Genomic DNA, 18,772 nt, shown 5'->3' with positions numbered 1-18,772 from the left:
AGTCCTTCATCCGGACCGTCACCGTGGCGTGTCGGACCGTCCGTCCTGGGTTGGTCGGTAGCCGAACGTGTCCGGCAGGCTGTGCGATCCGCTCGACCCTCATCGCGACCTCCGGGGCGCTCCGGTCACCCCGCTTCGTCAACGAGCGCCAGGAGTCCGTCTGGGGAGGAGGCTAGACGCCGATAGCTGACCAAAGAATATGACTAGCCGTAATCCGACAGCTACGAATAGTAGTGCCCGGGCCTGTTGCCGGGTCGGCTGTCGGGGAGTGGTCGAGAGTGCCGCATCGCCAGTAGCAGACATCCTGGACAGGCAAATCACCGCCAAGATCGTGTTTTGGCTCTCGGCGCCGGGCGCACCCAACCTATGAGGACACGACGACCCGTGGATTCACCACCACGGCAGTGATGCCCCGCCGACCGGAAGCGGGGCGAGGGTCGTCACCGCAGGCGGGCGGTCAGCCCTTCTGCGGCGACTTGTCGCGGATCGCCTTCGCGACGGCCTCCCGTACCCGGGCATCCTCACGGCTCCGGCGCCGTGACCGGTTGCGGCGCGCGATCACGACCGCTCCGGCGGCGACAACGACAAGTACGACGAGGAGCAGCAACAGTGGCCAGGGGGCGGCCCAGCCGTGCGTCGTGGCCCGGACCGGTTCGAGCGAGGTGGTGGAACCCGACGGGTCGGTGAGCAGGGGCGTGAGGCTGGCGGTCGCGGCCAGTCTGAGCGCCGGTGCCACGCCGTGAACGGAAATCGTCACGTTCCGGCTCTCACCGGGGAGCAGCTCCGGCGGCGCCGCGATCTCGCCGGCTTCGACCCGCAGCCACCCGAACGGGCCCGAGACCGACACCGTCTGCTGGGCCGACAGGGTGGCGTTACCGGTGTTGTGGATCTTGTATGTGACCGTGGCATCGCCCTTGGCGAACGGGTTGGACGGGCCGCCGTAGTCCACGTGCAGGTCCTCGATCGCGAGGTTCGGCTTGAGCTCGCCGCCCACCCGGAGCTTGATCCGGATCCCGAGGCGCCGGTCCACGTTGATGCCCTCCGCCGCGTCGGGCTGCGTCAGAGAGGTGAGGATGCCGCCCACGTAGTCGCCGGGCGTGGCGTTGGCCGGAACGGTGACCTTGAAGGGGACGTTGGCGGTCTTCCCTGGCTGGATCTTGACGCTGCCGCCGTCGGCACGGACCCAGGCGCCGATTCCTACCGACTTCCCGTCCTTGGCGAGCAGGTCGAGCTGGCCACCGTCGGTGGTGAAGCCGTCGGCAGCGTAGACGGCCAGGTCGAGCGGGACCGAACCGTGGTTGGCGACGACCATGGCGTCCTCGACCATTCCACCGGGGTTGACGGCATAGCTGAAGCTGGACCGGTCGGCGCCGAAACTGTTGGAGGCCGTCCTGACCGTCCAGGCAACGTCACCATCGGCTGCCTGGGCGGGGCCGGCAGTCAGGCCGGTGACCGCGAAGACGGCGAGCAGGGCCAGGGCGGCGGTACGGAGGAGGGCGGCGGCGTTGGTCTTCCGGCGCGTTACGGACGCGTGCATCTCGGGGTCCTAAGGGATCTGGTTTGGCGCGGTCGGAGCGGAGCGGCGGGGTAAGCGCCCGAAGGCGCCTACCCCGCCGGGTGAAGCGGGTCCGATCAGCTGCTCAGCGCAGTGATCGTGAGAGTGGTGCGGTAGCTACCCTTCTCGATGCTGTCCGGGAACTTCAGGTCCAGGTCAGCGCCGAGCTTGGCCGAGCCCCTGGGGTGGCCCTGCTCGGCGAAGGCGAGGCCACGCGAGACCGAGAGGCCGGGGCCCTGGTCGTCGTAGCCGGAGAGCACCGCGGCGCTCGCCTGAGCACCGGCACCGCCGTCGAGCAGCGACGGCGTCCAGCCGAGGTAGGAGCCGGAGAACTTCTTGTCGGCGTCCTGGAAGTCGCCCACGCTGGCCGAGATCGACCACGGCGCGAGCGAACGGCGGCTGTCCGACACGAGGATTGGGTTGATCTTGCCGTTCGCCTCGAAGTACGAGCCGTCGCGCTCCTGCGCGGTGCCGAGGTCCACCAGGCCGTTGTAGCCGTCGATCGTCCAGCCGAACTCACCCGGAGCTGGGGCGGGCACGTTGACCTGGATGTCCTGGCCGTCGGCGTGGTACGGGTGCACCGAGACCTTGTCGACGATCGAGCCGACACCCTGGTCGCCGTTGGCGGCGCTCCGGATGTTCTCGACGACGAGCTTGTCGTTGCGCACCTGGACCTTGACGTAGGTCCGGACGTGCTCCTGGTTCTCGACCGAGTTGTACCAGTAGTTGCCAGGGTTCAGCGGGTCCGCACCGTTGCCGGCACCGCTGGTACCGCTGCTGTCCGGCTTGGTGATGTCGTAGTACTTCGAGCCCGAGGCCGAGTTCGCCGTCACGTAGAGCACGCCACCGGGGCCGGCGACAACCTCGTCCGCACCGGGCTGCTCGTTCGGGTCCGCCTTCTCGCCGTTCTTGATCAGGTAGCTACGGGAGTAGCTGTGGTCGTGGCCCTGGAGCACCATGTCGACGCCGAGCTTGGAGAACGTGGTCGGGAAGTCGACCCGACGCGTCTTGTTGTCGCCGTCCTTCGCGTGGCTGGCCGGCGAGTAGATCGAGTGGTGGTAGACGAGTACCTTCCACTTGGCCTCCGCACCGTGCTGGTTGATGACGTCGGTGACGTACGCGGTGTGCGCCTCGTCGCCGCCGCCGCCCTGCGAGGTGGCGTAGCTGTTGCTGTTCAGGTCGATGAACAGCACGTCCTTGTAGATGTACCAGTAGTCACCGCCCGACGTGTTGGAGGCCGGGTTCCCGTTGGAGTAGTACGGGGCCGAGCGGTCGGTGTTCGGGGTGAAGTGGTGCTGTTCCCACGCCTTGCCGCCGACGTCGTGGTTACCGATGGTCGCGGCGACGGGGTACTGGCGCAGCTGGTCGGGCGAGAGGAAGGCCGACCACTGGGCCTCGGTGTTGGCTGTCTCGACGTGGTCACCGCCCGACACCAGCATCTCGATGTCCGGGTTGGCGGTGAGGGCGACGTTCAGGGTGTCCTGCCAACCGGCCTGGTCCTTCGCGATGTCGCCGGAGGAGCCGATCTGCGGGTCGCCGAAGAACAGGAAGTCGTAGTCGCCCTCGAAGTCCTGTGTCTTGAAGGAGTACGCCGGGGACCAGGTGCCCTCGGCGCCGACGCGGTAGGAGTACGCCGTGTGCTCCTTCAGGCCGGTGATCGTGGCGTGGCGGTTGAAGCCGCCGCTGGTGGCGATGTTCGCCCCACCGGTGGCGTCGAAGGTGACGGCGCTGGCGGGGAACTCGCCGTTGACGACCTCGGCGGTCGGGGCAAGTTGGATCTTCTGCGCGGTGTCGGCCGATGAGTACCAGGTCACGATGCGCTGGGTCTCGTCGGCGCCCACGCCGAGGATGATGCCGGTGAGCGTGGTGGGCTCGGCCGCGCTGGCGGCGGTCGCCAGGCCGCTACCGACGGCCACGGCCAAGCCCAGGAATGCCGCTGTGGCCCCCACGGCCACGCGGCGCCGCACAAGCCCGGAGGCCCGTGTCGAATTGCTCAATGTCATCGACTTCCGTTCCTTCTACCAATAGAGACATGGAAAAGCTTTCCAATAGATGTATGGATAAGCTTTTCGCAGATGGCGGATAAGCAATCTCAAGCTGTCCCCGCCCGGTGAACCGACCATGAACGTGATCTTGCGACTGGCTGGACTTTCCGATATGCCTCGGCCGCTCTCAGGACCCGGACACGCGTTGCGCGAACCAGATCAGCCCCATGATGGACACGGCTGCCGAAACGGCACCGGTCACCCAGGTGCCGATTTTCGGCGCACGACGTCGCAACACGATCAGCAGCGGGAAAACAACGGCGATGACCGTCAACTGCACGGTCTCGATACCGAGGTTGAACACCAGTAGCGACCACAGCAGGGTCCACGACCAAGCCTCGTTGATCCCCAGCGCACCGGCGAAGCCCAGGCCGTGTACGAGGCCGAAGCAGAACACGACCCCGAGACGGATCCAGCCCTGACGGTCCAGGCTGAAATGGCCGTGGCGCGCCGTCTCGATGTCGGTGGCATGGTCACCGCGCCGCCAGATGCCCCACAGGTGCCAGCCCGCGACCACGGCGATCGACAGCGCGATGACCGGCTCCACGACCCCTGCGGGCACGTTGACCAGGCCGAGGGCGGCGAGCATGAAGGTCACCGAGTGCGCCAGCGTGAAGCTCGTGGCCGCGAGCACGATCTCACGCAGCCGCCGCGATCCGGCGATGAGCGCCAGCAGGAACAGGATGTGGTCGATCCCGGTCAGCAGATGCTCCGCGCCCAGGACGAAGAACTCCCGGAACCGCTCGTACCACGACTGGCTGGTCGAGAAGGAGGGATTACCGGCATCGAGCGCGGCACTGCCCGAGCGGCCGTCGATCTCGTAGGTGACGATCGTCTTGGTGCCCTTGACGTAGCCCTCGCCGTCAGGGAACAGGACGCTGCGCACGTCGTGCTCGCCGGCCTGCTCGGGGCAGGTCCAGTCGAGCAGCAGATCCGCGTACGGCACGCCCTCCCGCTGGGCCATCGTCACGTCACCGACCTGCGTCGGCCTGCACTTCTCGCCATCCGAGGTCACCGAGAAACGCTCGGTGACGTACTTGAGAGCCGATTCCCGGTGGGTGTTGAGAGCGGCACCCTGTCCGTCGGTGTCACCCGCGTCGAACGCCTCGGTTCCTGCCCGGAAGAGTGAATCGTCGTCCTCGTAGTCGGCGGCTGATACGACGAAGAGGTCGTATTCGAGCCCCAACTTCGTCCGTATGTGACCCTCGTCTCCCGCTGTGACATTCGCGTACACGGTCGACGAAAATCCGTGGGCGAACGCCGGCCCGGCATCAAGAAAGGCGATTGCCGCCGCTGCGATCCCGACAACGGCGACGATAACGGTACGGTAGACGGACCTTGACATGCGACTCCCTCAGTCTGGCCAGTGCACGTTGCATGTGTCGGGTTAACGCCAGCCCGACCGCCGGCGAACCGGTGGGAAACAAACTCCCGAAACGGCAGCCCGCAGGCCGAGTGCGGCGGGAGTTGAGATAGGAATACGGAGCAGTACGCGCACTTTCCCGCCACCACCTAAGAGGACGATCAGCTTGCGCCCCCCGCTTCGGGCCGTTGCCATGCTGGCTGCGGCCGCCGCACTGGTCACCGGATGCAGCTCCGGCGACGACTGGTCGCGGCCGCACCCCAAGCCCATCGCCATCGGCACGCTCGGCCCGGGATTCGTCGACCCCTCCGCCCGGCCCGCGCCGGAGGCGACCGTCACGCCGCGTCCCGGCTCGTGGACCGGGGTCCAGCCGCCGAAGGACTACCGCGTGGTGCTGCTCACGCTGGGTGACGACGCCCCGACCAAGGCACTGGTGAAGGCGGTCGAGGAATGGGCCGAGGACGAGCACGTCGACCTCAGGAAGGTGGTCCCCGACGCCCACGATCCCGTTCCCAGCATCACCAGGGCGCTGGGGATGGGCTCGGACCTCATCGTCAGCGCGGGAAACGACCTCATCGATCCCCTGGCGATGGTCACCCCGAGCCACCTGTCACAGCAGTTCCTCGTGGTGGGCGCGGAGCTCGCCGAGCCCACCCACAACGTCACCGCGGTCGACTGGTCAGGTGCGTCGTTCCGTGGCGAAGGGCTCGACGCGTCCTCGACGTACGACCCCGCCTCGTTCACCGCCGAGCGTTGCACGGCCGCCATCAGGGCGGGCGTCGCGGCCGTTCTCAACGACCTGACCGGGATTGTGGTCTGGCTCGATCAGCTCTGAGGCGGGTAGGGGTGTCGGCTGGGTCGGCAGCTCAGTGTCGTGCTCGGTCCGGCGGCGGTGGATCGGTCAGGCAGATCGAGGTCCGGTTTTCCCTTTCATCATGCGGGAGAGGGCTCTTCGTCTTGGGTGATATTTCGAGAAGCCCGGCAAATGAGCAATTCGGGCCGGTCTGACCGCATGGCACCACCAAAAGGCGCGGCACGCGACAGCGACCAATGGTACGACTGACGTGGAGTATCCTCGTTTCCATGATCGAACGGGTGAGAGTTGCCGTTGTGGGTGTTGGTAACAACACATCGGCGTTGGTGCAGGGAATTGCTTTTTATCGCCAAACCGGAAGCCTGGCGGGTATTCACAAGCCGACAATTGGTGGGCTCGGGGTGGGCGACATCGATCTGGTTGCAGCTTTCGCCACCTCTGCGGAGAAGATCGGCAAGGACGTGACCGAGGCGATCTTCATGCCGCCCAACAACTTCCCTCGTCTCAACTGCGAGCTCCCTGCGGCGGATGTCCCGGTAACCAGGGGCCTGGTCGATGCGACTGAGGTGGATCGGGTGGCAGCGGCGCTGGCGGGGGCGGAGGTGTTGCTCTACTCGGCACCGAGTGGCCGGGCGGAGACGGCCCGGGCCTACGCCGAGGCCGCTTGCAAAGCCGGCGTCGCCTTCATCAACACCACGTCTGACGCAGTAGCCAGAGATCCGATGTGGATCGACCGGTTCGAGACGGCGGGTATACCGATACTCGGTGACGACCTGGCCAGCCAGTTTGGCACCTCGGTGGTGCACAACGCGTTGCTGCGGTTGCTTGAGGAGCGGGGTCTCACCCTGGTCAGTTCCTATCAGGTCAATTTGGGGGGCACCGAGGACTTCCGCAATCTGGTCGAGAACCCCAACACCAAGAAACAGTCAAAGCTCAATGCCCTATCGGCAGATGACAAGGTTCAGATCGCTCCGCTCGGGTACCTGTCGCATCTGAATTCGCAGAAAGTGGCGCACCTCAACCTTGAAGCGCTGGGTTGGGGCGAGACGGCGGTGAGCCTCGACGTGAAACTGAAGGTGCATGACCCCAGCGGCGCTGCCGGCGTCAACATTGATCTCATTCGCATAGCGGCGAGCGCGATACGAAACGGCCGTGGAGGTTATCCTGCCGAGGCGTCGCCCCTGCTCAAATCCCCGCCTGGGACGGCGATCTGACCGGGACGCCGGAGTGGGTGTCGCCGCCGAGGACGCCATCCGGCATAGGTATACCTAGGCGGCCCGCGCACTCCACTAAACCCCGCTGGACGGTGAAGATAGGTAAGCGCTTCCGATGTGGCAGCACCCTTGTCAACCGACGATTGATCCATCAGCGGTTGAGAAGGAGACAAGTCATGTTGATACTTCCGGACACGATGTTGGGGCTGGCGAACGATCGTCGCCGTGAATTGATCGCCGAGGCCGACAGGGAGCGCCTACTCACCAGCGCCCGCCGGGCCCGCCGGGCCCGTAACGCCCTGGCCGTCCGCAGACGGCCCGACGGTACCCTGGCGTCGTGCGACCCATCCGCGGCGGTGCCAGCCCGATGATGATCGGGCGGGAGAGCGAGCTGCGCCGGTTGGCGCAGCTCGCTTCGGCGCGTGAGCCGGCGGTTGCGATCATCGCGGGTGAGCCGGGCATCGGAAAGACCCGGCTGGTGCACGAGCTGCTGACAACCGTGCCGGCGGAGACCGTAGTGCTGGTCGGCCAGGCGGAACCCGGCTCGCTGTCCCGGCCGTACGAGGTGCTCCTGGACGCCATCGACGGCCGTCCGGAGGGCGACGAGGAGCAGCTTGCGGCCCTCGCGGACCCGCGGCTCAGCCCGGTCGAGCGCCTGCACACCGGACTCGCCATCCTGGCCGACCTGATCGGCGACTCCCCGGCGGTCATCGTCTTCGAGGACCTGCACTGGGCCGACTCGGAGAGCGCGGCGCTGTTCGAGCGGATCGCCGACCAGCGCGGGCCGCGGCTGCTCATCGGAACGTACCGGCCGGACGAGGTGACCCGCCGCCAACCGGTGGCCGGCCTGCTGGCCCGGATGGAACGCCGGCACACCGTCACCCACGTACGCCTGGATCGCCTCACCCCCTCGCAGACCGCGGCGTTGCTGGCGGCGGCCACCGGCGCTTCGGCGCCGCCGCGCGCCGTGACGGCACTGCACCACCGCACCGGCGGCAACCCGTTCTTCCTTGAGGAGTTGCTGCGCGCGCTGCCCGGGTACGACGTGGAGGCGCTGGTCGAGCAACCGCTGCCGTGGAGCCTCGCCGATGTGCTACGCCGCCAGGTCGACGACCTCGACCCGGTCAGCCACCGGATCGTCGAGGCGGCCACCGTGCTCGGCCACCGCATCCCGTTCGACCTGCTCGCCGAGGTGACCGGTGTGGGTGAGGACGAACTCATCGCCGTGTTGCGCGACCTGGTCACCCGGGGCGTCCTGGTCGAGTCCAGCGACGACGAGTTCGCGTTCCGGCACGCGCTGGTGCGCGAGGCGATTGCCGACCAGATGCTCGGCCGGCAGCGCCGCCGGCTGCACGAGACAGCACTCGACGTACTCCTGAGCGGTGGTGCCTCCGACCCGGCCATGGTGGCGCACCACGCCCGCGGCGCCGGCCGGTACGACGACATGATCGCCGCGGCCCGCCGCGGCACCGCGCTCTACCTCTCCATCGGCTCCGCCTACCAGGCCCTGCAGTTGGCGGAGATGGGCCTCGACGAGTCGCCGGACGACACTGACCTGCTCGCCTCCGCCGCCCGAGCGGCTTGGCTGGCCGGACTGCTGGACGACGCCCTGCGGTACGGACGGCGCTGGCGTGACGTCGCCGCCACCACAACCGACCGGGCCGAGTCGCTGTACCTCCTGGTCCGCATCGCATGGGAGTCCCGCGAGACCGACGAGATGCGTGCCCTGACGCACGACATCGGGACCCTGATCGCGCAGCTCCCGCCCGGCGCTGACCAGGCGCGGGCGATGACCGCGATCGCGCAGTCGGCGTCCCTGCGCGACGACCTCAACGCGGCGCTGCTCTGGTCCGACCGCGCGCTGGCGCTGGCGGACGAATTCGACCTGCCGGCCGTACGCCTGGCCGCGCTGATCGAGAAGGGCTCGACGCTCACCGAGCGCCCGCAGACCGCCGCCGCCGGCCGCAAGATCCTCTCCGCCCTCGTCGACGAGGCCGAGAAGGCGGGCGAGTGGGTGCTGGCCGCCCGTGCCCTCAACATCCTGGTACACGGCGAGCCACCCACCTCGCCGGCCGAGCACGCCGAGACCCTGGAACGGATGCGGGTCGACGCCGAGCGCGCCGGCTTCGAGTCACTCGCGGTGGCCACGTACTTCCAGGGCCGGGCCCGGCTCGCGTTGCGGGCCGGCGACCTGCGCGCCGCGATCGCGGCGCTCGAGGAGGGGCGCGAACAGGACCGCAGCTACCGGCGCCGGGGCCGCTGGGCCGACTACCACGGGGTCTTCCTCGCCGGGCTCTATCTGGAGGCCGGCGAGCTGGACCAGGTCGAGCAGCTCATCACCGACCTGGCGGCGCTGCCCAACAACCCGTCGGCCATGATTCCCGGCCTCGCGTTCCACCTCGCCTGCCGTCGCGCCGACCTCCCGCGCGCCGAGGCGATCCTGGAGGAACTCATCGCGGCCCTACCCGAGCAGACGTGGCGCAGCAATGAACAGGCCCACGACCTGATCTCCGCCGCGCTGGATATCGGCTTGCCGGCGCACCGGCTCGACCAGATGGCCACCGCGTTACTCGACGCTGACGTGTGGGACGCCCACCGGACGCTCGTCGACGCCCAGCTCGCCGAGGCGCGCAGCCAGCACACCGAGGCGCTGGCCGGCTACCTGGCCATCGCCGAGGCCCACATCCTGGGGCCGGCGGCCCGCGGCACCGTACGCGTCGGCGCCGCTCGCTGTCTGCTCGCGAACGACCGGCGCGAGGAGGCCACCGAGCAGGTGGAGGCGGCCGCGCCCCTGCTGGCCGAGTGGCGTGGCTGGCGGGTGGCCCAGCTTGCCCAGGTCCGCGCCCAGCTGGGCATGGCGCCGGTCGACGCGGCGCCCGCGGTCACCGGCCCGACCTCCCTGACCCCCCGCGAGCGGGAAGTGGCAGTACTGATCAGCGATGGGTTGACCAACACCGAGCTGGCCCGGCGCCTCTACATCTCACCGAAGACCGCCGCCGTTCACGTCTCGAACATCCTGCGGAAGCTGGGCGTCTCGTCCCGCACCGAGGTGGGCGACCTCGTCGGGCGGCACTGACCGCCACCGCCACCGCCACGGCCACCGCCACCGCCGGCGTGGCACCGGGCCCGCGTCCGCCTCAGACCAGCCCTGCACGGCTCTGTCACCAGCTGGCCAACGAGTAGTCGGCCCTCGGGGGACACCGCAAGGGGTGCAGGCGCGATATAGTGCGGATGGCACTAATGCGGATGGCGGTGAAGTGCCGTGGCGAAGTCGGTGGCGGACCTGGTCGACCTGACCGTGCTTGCCCTGCTCGCGGAGCGCCCCTGCCACCCGTACGAGATGCAGCGGTTGATCCGGCAGCGGCGCAAGGAACACGCGGCTGGTTCGCCGCGCAGTCTCTATCGGGCGGTGCAGCGTCTCGAACGCGAGGGTCTGATCGAGCCGGCCGAGACCGGCCGAGCCGGAAACCGGCCGGAGCGGACGGTCTATCGGATCACCGCCGAGGGCCGGGAACGATTCCAGGATCAGCTTGACGATCTGTTGTCGGTGCCCGACACGGATCAGCCGACGTTCGCGACCGCGGTGGCGCTGCTGGCGCACCTGTCGCCGGACTCGGCCGCCCGGAACCTGGAAACCCGGGCGGTGCTGCTGGAGGGTCAGATCGCCGAGATGGCGGCGCAGCTCGTCGGGCTGGGCCGCCAACTTCACCGGGTCCTGCTGGTCGAGTTGGAGTACACGCTCACGCTGCGCCGGGCCGAGTTGCACTGGGTACGCGCACTGCTGGCCGATCTTGCCGGTGGTGCGCTCAGTTGGGACCCGGTCGCGATCCGATCGGGACCGGTGCCGTCACCCGGCCGGGACGCGGAGTCAGGGGGTCCGATGACGTAACTGACCGAGACCCCGGGTGAGCGTGTTGGCGCACGCGACCCGGGGTCTCGACCCGAGTCGCCCCGCGGAGCGGTGCGGCACCCAGGTGCGCGTCTTTCAACTCAGCTGCGCGCGCTCCAGGGTAGCTAGACCGAGCCTCCGCCGGGATCGGCCGTCCCAACGACGGTCCAGATTGCGAATCATTCCCGATAGATTCGGAGTTCTCGCATGCCCGAAACACCCTCCTTCCGAGTGCTGATCATCGGCGCCGGCATCGGCGGACTGGCCCTGGCCCACGGCCTGCGCCGGGCCGGGGTGCCGGTGGAGGTATACGAACGCGATCGCAGCCGCACCGACCGACCCCAGGGGTACCGGCTGCACATCAACCCCGCCGGCGGCCAGGCCCTGCGCGAGTGCCTGGCACCAGAACTGTTCAGGACGTTCGTCTCGACCTGTGGCGCCAGCCCGAGCACGATGACCTTCTACACCGAGCAGCTCAACCGACTCCTGGCGGTCGACGTCGAACCGGGTGAGGGCCATCGGTCGGTCAGCCGGCACACCCTGCGCCAGGTCCTGTTGACCGGCCTCGCCGACGTCGTGCATTTCGGCAAGACCTACCGCCATTACCGGCAGGCGGCCGACGGCACCGTGACCGCCTGCTTCGACGACGGCACCAGCGCCGACGGCGATCTCCTGATCGGTGCCGACGGTGGCGGATCTCCGGTGCGTCGGCAGTACCTACCGCACGCGCGTCGCGTCGACACCGGCGTCTGTGGCATCGCCGGCAAGGTGCCCATCACGGCGGCCACCCGCGCGCTCGTGCCGGCCCGGGTCTTCGACGGCCCCGCCGTGGTCAACGCCCCCGGCGGGCTGGGTGTCTTCCTGGCGGCGCAACAGTTCCAGCGCCCACCTGGCTGGCTTGAGTTGGACCCGGTCGAGGACTTCATCTCCTGGGGCCTCGGTGCGAAGCGGGCGAAGCTGCCCACCGAGGCGGAGCTGTCCAGCCTGGACGGCCTGGCGCTGCGGGCGCTCGTACTCGAGGTGATCCGGGGCTGGCATCCGCACCTGCGGGAGCTGGTCGCCTCGACCGACCCTGACGCCATCACCGCGACCGCAATCCGGAGCGCCGAGCCGGTGCCGGCGTGGCCGGCGAGCCCGATCACCCTGCTCGGCGACGCGATCCACAGCATGACGCCGGCCCGGGGCGTCGGCGCCAACACCGCGCTGCGGGACGCGGCGTTGCTCACCCGCACCCTGGGCGCGGCCCGACGGGGTGAGCTGTCGCCGATCGAGGCGATCGGCCGCTACGAGGCCGAGATGATCCGGTACGGCTTCGACGCGGTCCGGGCATCCCTACGCGACCTCCGACAGCAGACCTCGATCGAGGGGCGGGCGGCACTGGCCATGGCCAGATTCGGGCTGCGGGTCCTCGACGCGGTACCACCACTGAAGCGGCGGGCGTTCGCCGACCTGGGCCGGTAGGAGGCGTGCGATGAACAGCAAACCGACCCTGATCCGGACCCTGGCCGGCGGCCTGGCCGGTGGCGCGGCCGTCTGTGTCGCGCTCTACGCAACCTTCGCGGCCTGGGGCGGCTCCAAACGCGACGAGGTCGGGCTGCTCTTCGACCCGTCGACCCAGAGCGCCAAGCTGATCGCGATCTGGAAGGAGATCGAACCGCTGCCCCTGCTGATCAGCAGCCCGGAGCCGATCATCGGCAGCTACTTCGGCTTCGCGATCGGCTATGCGCTGATTTACCGGTCGGTGGCGGCCGCCTGGCCATCCGGCATCGTGAACCGGGTGGCCCGACTCGGCTCGATCATCTGGCTGGCCGGCGCCTTCTTCGAGTTCCAGGGTCCGGTCAACCTGGCCCACCAGCCGATCCGGCCCACCGCGATCGCGCTGGCCTTCTGGGCCGTCGCCGCCCTCGCCGAAGCGTTGGCCATCGTGGCGGTGCTCGATCGGGGCGTCGGGTCCGGCCTCGCCACCACCGGCGCCCCTGTCGCCATCACCGACCCGGGCCGGGTGAAGTCGACCCCCTGACTGCGGAGCCGTTGGCCGCCGCGGGTGATGCCGGCGGCGGCCAACTGGGGGCCTGGCGCCACTTGTGTTCCATTGCTCGTCTGCTCATTCCTGACCGACATCCCGCCGATTGAAGTAGGTGTTCGCGCGGGGGCGGAACATGAATGGCACCGCGATCCAGACACAGAGCACGTGCAGGATCCGGCTCGTCGCGGTGAGCGCGCCGGTCAGGTCGGTCCGCCCGACCGCGTCGACGAGTGAGTTGCCGTCGAGGAGCCAGGTGATCGGCTCGAGCACCAACGACAGCGTCCCGAAGATGCCCAGCCCGATGGCGAGGACCAGTCGCGCCCAGTTGCGTCCGGCCCGCATTCGAAGGGCGATGGCCGCGACGACCGCGTAGATGCCCAGCCTCACCGCCAGCCCGGCGATCTCGACGTCGTGTAGCGCGATCTCGATGGCGCCCGCCGCGAGTGCGCCCATCCAGAGCAGGAAGGCGACGCGGACCTCGGTCGGGATCGCCGAGCGCCTGATGTCGTTGTGTACAGCCGTGGAGGTCATGTTGGTAAGTCTTGGCCGATCAGCAGACCGGTTCACTCCCACTGACCACCGAATCCACGGTGGTGCTGGCCCGACACCCTGGCGAACTCGCCAGCGCTTCGTCGATTCGTACTCGTGCCGGCAGTCACCGGGTTGGACTTGTCCCGGAACAACCCGGTTCGGGCGGCTAGGCTGCTGAACGGGGTCCTCTGCTGCCCGACCTGCTGTTGGCCGGCGGCGGGTCGAAGGGGGTGGCGGTACTGAACGGGGCGGAGTCGTTGCTGCGTACCCTCGGCGACGCGGGGGTCGAGGTCTGTTTCACCAATCCGGGTACGACGGAACTCCATCTGGTCGGCGCGTTGGACACGGTGCCGCAGATGCGTGCCGTGCTCGGCCTGTTCGAGGGTGTGGTCACCGGAGCCGCGGACGGATACGCGCGGATCGCGGGCAAGCCGGCCGCGACGCTGCTGCATCTCGGGCCGGGTCTCGGTCATGGCCTGTCGAACCTGCACAACGCCCGGCGCGCCAACTCGCCGATCGTGAACATCGTCGGCGACCACCCCCGTTACCACAAGCCGTACGACCCGCCGCTGGAGTCGGACATCGAGACCGTGGCCCGCTCACTGCGGGGACCGATCCGCCGGCCCGAGAACGTCGCCGGCGTCAGCCAGGACGCGATATCCGCGCTGACGGAGGCGCTCGAACCACCAGGCCAGATCGCCACCCTGATCATGCCCGCGGACGTGTCGTGGGCCGATGGTGTCGCCGCTGACGGCAACGGGAGTCGACCGACGGTTCTGGCCCGGCCGGTGCCGGCCGTCAATCCCGCGGTGGTCGAGCGGATCGCCGAGGTGCTGCGCGGCAGCGACGATTCGACGCTGGTCATCGGCGGGACGGCGGCGCGGGCGGCCGGGTTGTGCGCGGCGAGCCGGATCGCCGCCGGTACCGGTGCCCGGGTCTTCCTGGAGACCTATTCCAGCCGGCTGGAGCATGGGGCGGGACTGCCCTCGTTCCAGCGGCTCGGCTTCTATCCCGACCAGGTTCTGCGGCAACTCGAAGGGGCCCGGCAGGTGATCGTCGCCGGCACCCCGATGCCGGTGGCGTTCTTCGCCTACCCGGACCAGCCCAGCCGTCTGGTCCCGGACGGCGCGCAGACCCACATCCTCGCCGAGGTTGGCCAGGACGCTGTCGGGGCGCTGACCGCGCTGGCCGACCTGGTTGCCCCGGACCGAGAGCCGGAGGTGACCGGGCCGAATCGTCCGGCGCTGCCGGCTGGCCCGCTCACCCTCGAGACCTGGCCGACGGTGATCGGTGCCCTCCTGCCCGAACACGCGATCGTCGTGGACGAGACCATCAGTTCCGGTACCGGATTGATCACCGCGACCGCCGGCGCACCACGCCACGACATCTTGGCGATGTGCGGTGGCGCCATGGGTGAGGGGATGCCGCTGGCGATCGGCGCCGCCATCGCCGCGCCGGACCGGCCGGTGATCGCGCTCGAGGCCGACGGTTGCGCCATCTACACCCTCTCCGCGCTGTGGACCCAGGCCCACGAGAACCTGAACATCACCAATGTGATCCTGAACAACCGCTCCTACGCCATCCTCCGAGAGGAATGGCAGCACCTCGGAGCCGGCGCGTCGGACCCACACACCAACAGGTTGCTGGATCTCACCGGCCCCGACATCGACTTCGTCGGGCTCGCCCGCGCGTTCGGCGTACCGGCGAGCCGAGCCACCACCGCCGAGGAACTCGCCGAACAGTTCACCCGGGCAATCGCAGAACCCGGCCCCCACCTGATCGAAGCGGTCATCCCGCCCATCGCGTGACCGAGCGGCGCGGGGCCACGCCGACATCAACCCGAACAGAGCAGGCCCGGACCAACCAGCGCTGTCCCGCGCGTCCGATCAGGAGCTGCCGCTGAGCGCCGCGATCCCTCCGTCAAAGGCACGCCGTTGGCGACCCGCACACTGATCACGACTGCTGTGTTTCTTGTTCGTTCACGACCTGGATGATTGTCTTGCCGGGCGTGCGGCGATGGCGGGCGAACGCGGAGGCCGTTTCGGAAAGCGGTCGCACGGCGCCGACGACGGGGTTGAGCCGTCCGGCCCGGAGGCGCGCGGCGAGGTCGGTCAGCCGGGCACGATCGGGTTCGACGACGAAGAAGATGGCTCGCCCGTCCTTGGGCTGCACGGTGGGTGGCATGGCGATGGTGACGACGGTGCCGCCCGGGCGTACCAGCTCGGTCGATCGACCGAGGATGTCGCCGCCGATGACGTCGAACACCACGTCCACCTCGCCGACGTGCCGCAAATCGTCGGCCTCCAGGTCGAGGAAGGTCTGCGCGCCGAGGCCGAGCGCGACATCACGGTCGTCGGCCCGGCCGGTGCCGATCACGCGGGCGCCCACCTCCCGGGCGAGTTGGACGGCGACCGAACCGACGCCGCCCGCGGCGCCGTGAATGAGAACGGTCTGGCCGGTCGTGAGGTGGGCGTGGTCGAACAGTCCCTGCCATGCGGTCAGTCCGGAAATGGGCAGTGCGGCGGCCACGGTGTGGTCGATGTCGGCCGCGAGGGGGGCGAGGTTGCGCGCCTCCACCGCGGTGAATTCGGCCAGGGAACCGTTGCGAGCCCAGTCGGTCAGTCCGAACACCCGCTGGCCCACGGTGAGGCCGGTGGTTCCGTAGCCGAGCTCGACCACGGTTCCGGACAGCTCGTGCCCGGGGATGCTGGGTGTCCGGTCGCGGCCGGCGCGATCGGACCACGTTCCCGGCCAGTCGAGCTCTCCGGGGGTGAAGCCCGCGGCGTGCACACGCACGATGACGTCGTTTTCCGCGGCGTGGGGATACGGCATGTCGGCCAGGGTGAGGCCGCCGACACCTGCGTCACGGTCTCCTACGGTGATCGCTCGCATGCTCGAATCCTCTCAAGAACGTTCGTCCGTATGGGGTGGTTATGAGGGGTTCGGCATCAGCTCGGCCAGGGCGAGCCGAGGATGCGCTCGACCGTCGTCGTGCGCTGGAAGCCGGGGATGAAGTGCTCGAGCACGTCGGAATTCACGGTGCCGTTCGTGGTTTCGGGACGGTTCCTGAGCCCCTCGACGCTGGCTCGCAGAAACTCGTTCTTGAAGTCGCCTCGTGGGTGGACGGCAAGGATTTCGTCCAGCTGATCGTGTTCCAGCCCGTCCAGGCCGAAGCCGAGCACGTCGGTCAGGACGCCGAGGTGCGTGGTAGCGATTTCCGGGGACATCCGGCCGGGGATGCCCGGCGTGGTGTGCAGCGCGATCGCCGTCCAGACGGTCTCGGCGGCGGCCGTCGAGAAACCCCGGTCCAGGAGGAACTTGCGCGCGTGGTCGGCGCCATCGACTTCGAAGCGCTGCTCGACGTCGGAGAAGGGAGTCAGGAGGCCGATGTCGTGGAACATGGCCGCCAAGTAGAGCAGCTCCGGGTCCGGCTTCACGCCGAGTTTGTGAGCCTGGATGAGGCTGAAGAAGAAGACCCGCCGGGAGTGGTGGTAGATGAGGGGACTGGTCGTCTCCTGGATGAGCCTGGTCGCTTCGGCGACCGCCGCTGTCTCAGGAATCTCCAACCCCGCGATGACCTCTGGCATGACCCTTGACCTCTCAGGAAAGCGTGTCGGCTGTGGACCACGTGTCCGACCTCCATGCTGCCCACCGATCGGCGTGCGGCGCCGCCTTCGTCCGGCCAGGAATCACCTATATCCGGACAGGGCGGAATCGCGGCCGTGTGCTGCGCCACGTTGGCGCGGCCGGGTCCAGCGCGTGGGCTACGACTTCGCGTCGTCCGTCACGGCTGGTTCCGTGCAATGCCTGGTGTCGGGTTCGTCGCACGAGTCAACGCGGGCGCATGACCGGCGGGACATCGTCGAGCAGGGCGACACCCCTCCCCGGGTACGAACGCGTCTTATAACACCAATCGCCGCGGTCGTCGTTTACATACAGTAATCGTACCGTAACTCGCTATCATACGGGCGGTCCCGCCGCGGCACGCCAAAGCCACCCAGGGGGCGGTCGGAGGGTGACTTCGGGACCCCAGCCGGTTGAGCACCCCGCCCACGAGGATCCCCGTCATCTCCGGTAACGGTGTGCTACCAATGAACGGTGTTCATGCCTCCGGCGTCGCCGGCCGACAGTGGTCAGTGCCGCCGGAGCCCGGCCGGTCACCGCGCGGATCCGGCTCCGGAGGGACTGGAGTGGTGAACGTTGCCCCGCATCGCATCGCGATCCTGGTCTACGACGGAGTGACGTTGCTCGACGTCGCCGGTCCCGCGGAGGTGTTCAAGGAGGCGAACCGGTTCGGTGCCGACTACCTGATCGTGCTGCTGTCGCCGACCGGTGCGGACGTCACGTCGAACCTCGGGGTCCGGATCGCGGTCGACGGCGCCGTCTCCTCGGAGCCGGCTTTCGACACGTTACTGGTGGCCGGATCCGACCTCTATCCGCGCGCCCGTGTCCCAGGCGACCTGGCGGACGCGGCGCGGGTAACGGCTGCTGTGGCCGGCCGGGTCGCGTCGATCTGCACCGGGGCGTTCCTTCTTGCCGCCGCCGGCCTTCTCGACGGCAAGCGCGCGACCACGCACTGGCAGGTCGCGCACGAGCTGGCGGTCCGGTGTCCGACGTGCCGCGTCGAGCCCGACGCGATCTACGTTCGCGATGGCACCACGTACACGTCGGCGGGGGTGACGGCCGGCATCGATCTGGCGCTCGCGCTCGTCGAAGAGGACCACGGGCCCGACCTGACGCGCGACGTCGCCCGCGCCTTGGTGGTGTACATGCAGCGCGCGGGCGGCCAGTCCCAGTTTTCGGCAGCGCTGCAAGGGCCGCCGCCCCGCTCGCCGGCTCTCCGCAGAATCACCGATCTGGTGACGGCGAACCCCCGCGGGGACCACTCGCTCGGTGAACTCGCGAAACACCTCAACGTGAGCACCCGGCACCTCACCCGGCTCTTCCACGACGAGCTGTCCACGACACCGGCCCGCTACGTGGAAGGCATCCGATTCGACATGGCCAGGGCGCTGCTCGACCAAGGACACACCGCGACGCAGGCCGCGACCCTCGCCGGGTTCCCCGGTTACGAAAGCATGCGACGGGTTTTCGCCAGGAAGCTGTCGATCAGCCCGGCCGCCTACCAACGCCGGTTCAGCACGGCCCGTCGCGCCAACGCTGGCTAGCACTCCAGCGAGGACCAGTCCCGCGTTGGTCGTACCACTGGCGGTCGCGGCAGGCGCCGTGCGGTGATCGGCGGGGTGGGGGTTCTTTTCGGGTGGTGGGGTGATCGGGGTTTTGGGTCGCGTGGCGGGCTCGGTGTGGGTCCGAGCCCGCCGCTGCGGTTGGTTCT

14 protein-coding genes are annotated in these 18,772 nt (G+C 68.9%); 8 read left to right on the top strand and 6 right to left on the bottom strand.

Annotated features, from left to right (window positions below; all coding sequences use genetic code 11):
- Nucleotides 1-457 precede the first annotated feature (457 nt).
- The 3 genes from ACFP2T_RS17990 to ACFP2T_RS17980 all read right to left on the bottom strand — a co-directional run bounded on the left by ACFP2T_RS17990 (nt 458) and on the right by ACFP2T_RS17980 (nt 4,786).
- The gene (locus ACFP2T_RS17990; protein ID WP_377423103.1) at nt 458-1,537 is read right to left on the bottom strand and encodes a COG1470 family protein; all 1,080 of its coding nucleotides are present in this window, start codon (nt 1,535-1,537) and stop codon (nt 458-460) included.
- A 95-nt stretch (nt 1,538-1,632) separates the two neighbouring features.
- On the bottom strand, nt 1,633-3,558 hold the full coding sequence (locus ACFP2T_RS17985) for a purple acid phosphatase family protein (RefSeq protein WP_377423101.1): 1,926 nt from the start codon (nt 3,556-3,558) through the stop codon (nt 1,633-1,635).
- 169 nt (nt 3,559-3,727) lie between these two features.
- A complete protein-coding gene (locus ACFP2T_RS17980) occupies nt 3,728-4,786 on the bottom strand; it encodes a HupE/UreJ family protein (protein ID WP_377423099.1) in 1,059 nt (352 codons plus the stop codon).
- Between the two features lie 343 nt (nt 4,787-5,129).
- Here ACFP2T_RS17980 and ACFP2T_RS17975 point away from each other — a divergent pair, with 343 nt between their 5' ends.
- From ACFP2T_RS17975 to ACFP2T_RS17950, 6 genes are all read left to right on the top strand, one after another.
- The gene (locus ACFP2T_RS17975; protein ID WP_377423097.1) at nt 5,130-5,798 is read left to right on the top strand and encodes a type 1 periplasmic-binding domain-containing protein; all 669 of its coding nucleotides are present in this window, start codon (nt 5,130-5,132) and stop codon (nt 5,796-5,798) included.
- Between the two features lie 248 nt (nt 5,799-6,046).
- Nucleotides 6,047-6,991: an inositol-3-phosphate synthase gene (locus tag ACFP2T_RS17970; RefSeq protein WP_377423095.1), complete on the top strand. Its 945-nt coding sequence runs from the start codon at nt 6,047-6,049 to the stop codon at nt 6,989-6,991.
- Between the two features lie 337 nt (nt 6,992-7,328).
- Entirely contained in the window at nt 7,329-10,067 is a 2,739-nt protein-coding gene (locus tag ACFP2T_RS17965) for an ATP-binding protein (protein ID WP_377423093.1), read from the top strand.
- A 186-nt stretch (nt 10,068-10,253) separates the two neighbouring features.
- On the top strand, nt 10,254-10,880 hold the full coding sequence (locus ACFP2T_RS17960) for a helix-turn-helix transcriptional regulator (protein ID WP_377423091.1): 627 nt from the start codon (nt 10,254-10,256) through the stop codon (nt 10,878-10,880).
- A gap of 207 nt (nt 10,881-11,087) precedes the next feature.
- A complete protein-coding gene (locus tag ACFP2T_RS17955) occupies nt 11,088-12,341 on the top strand; it encodes an FAD-dependent oxidoreductase (RefSeq protein ID WP_377423089.1) in 1,254 nt (417 codons plus the stop codon).
- A gap of 10 nt (nt 12,342-12,351) precedes the next feature.
- Entirely contained in the window at nt 12,352-12,900 is a 549-nt protein-coding gene (locus ACFP2T_RS17950) for a hypothetical protein (protein ID WP_377423086.1), read from the top strand.
- Nucleotides 12,901-12,984: 84 nt separating this feature from the next.
- On the opposite strand, the gene ACFP2T_RS17945 is transcribed toward ACFP2T_RS17950, so the two are convergent.
- On the bottom strand, nt 12,985-13,437 hold the full coding sequence (locus ACFP2T_RS17945; RefSeq protein WP_377423084.1) for a hypothetical protein: 453 nt from the start codon (nt 13,435-13,437) through the stop codon (nt 12,985-12,987).
- Between the two features lie 230 nt (nt 13,438-13,667).
- Between ACFP2T_RS17945 and ACFP2T_RS17940 the strand changes: the two genes are divergently transcribed.
- Nucleotides 13,668-15,245: an acetolactate synthase large subunit gene (locus tag ACFP2T_RS17940; RefSeq protein WP_377423082.1), complete on the top strand. Its 1,578-nt coding sequence runs from the start codon at nt 13,668-13,670 to the stop codon at nt 15,243-15,245.
- A 145-nt stretch (nt 15,246-15,390) separates the two neighbouring features.
- Here the strand turns inward: ACFP2T_RS17940 and ACFP2T_RS17935 are convergent, their stop codons facing one another.
- Together ACFP2T_RS17935 and ACFP2T_RS17930 are read right to left on the bottom strand one after the other, a co-directional pair.
- Entirely contained in the window at nt 15,391-16,329 is a 939-nt protein-coding gene (locus tag ACFP2T_RS17935; RefSeq protein ID WP_377423080.1) for an NADP-dependent oxidoreductase, read from the bottom strand.
- Nucleotides 16,330-16,385: 56 nt separating this feature from the next.
- Entirely contained in the window at nt 16,386-17,024 is a 639-nt protein-coding gene (locus ACFP2T_RS17930; protein WP_377423078.1) for an HD domain-containing protein, read from the bottom strand.
- A gap of 549 nt (nt 17,025-17,573) precedes the next feature.
- Here ACFP2T_RS17930 and ACFP2T_RS17925 point away from each other — a divergent pair.
- On the top strand, nt 17,574-18,605 hold the full coding sequence (locus ACFP2T_RS17925) for a GlxA family transcriptional regulator (protein WP_377423808.1): 1,032 nt from the start codon (nt 17,574-17,576) through the stop codon (nt 18,603-18,605).
- Nucleotides 18,606-18,772: the final 167 nt, after the last annotated feature.

Source organism: Plantactinospora solaniradicis, from assembly GCF_042658085.1.
In the GTDB taxonomy this organism is placed as follows: domain Bacteria; phylum Actinomycetota; class Actinomycetes; order Mycobacteriales; family Micromonosporaceae; genus Plantactinospora; species Plantactinospora solaniradicis.
Note: the sequence above shows the minus strand (reverse complement) of the source record. Positions and strands in the feature narration are given on the sequence as shown.

Excerpts from the sequence above, each read along its gene's own strand:
- ACFP2T_RS17990 (WP_377423103.1), bottom strand. The coding sequence starts at position 1,537 with ATGCACGCGTCCGTAACGCGCCGGAAGACCAACGCCGCCGCCCTCCTC.
- ACFP2T_RS17985 (WP_377423101.1), bottom strand. The coding sequence starts at position 3,558 with ATGACATTGAGCAATTCGACACGGGCCTCCGGGCTTGTGCGGCGCCGC.
- ACFP2T_RS17970 (WP_377423095.1), top strand. The coding sequence starts at position 6,047 with ATGATCGAACGGGTGAGAGTTGCCGTTGTGGGTGTTGGTAACAACACA.
- ACFP2T_RS17955 (WP_377423089.1), top strand. The coding sequence starts at position 11,088 with ATGCCCGAAACACCCTCCTTCCGAGTGCTGATCATCGGCGCCGGCATC.
- ACFP2T_RS17950 (WP_377423086.1), top strand. The coding sequence starts at position 12,352 with ATGAACAGCAAACCGACCCTGATCCGGACCCTGGCCGGCGGCCTGGCC.
- ACFP2T_RS17945 (WP_377423084.1), bottom strand. The coding sequence starts at position 13,437 with ATGACCTCCACGGCTGTACACAACGACATCAGGCGCTCGGCGATCCCG.
- ACFP2T_RS17935 (WP_377423080.1), bottom strand. The coding sequence starts at position 16,329 with ATGCGAGCGATCACCGTAGGAGACCGTGACGCAGGTGTCGGCGGCCTC.
- ACFP2T_RS17930 (WP_377423078.1), bottom strand. The coding sequence starts at position 17,024 with ATGCCAGAGGTCATCGCGGGGTTGGAGATTCCTGAGACAGCGGCGGTC.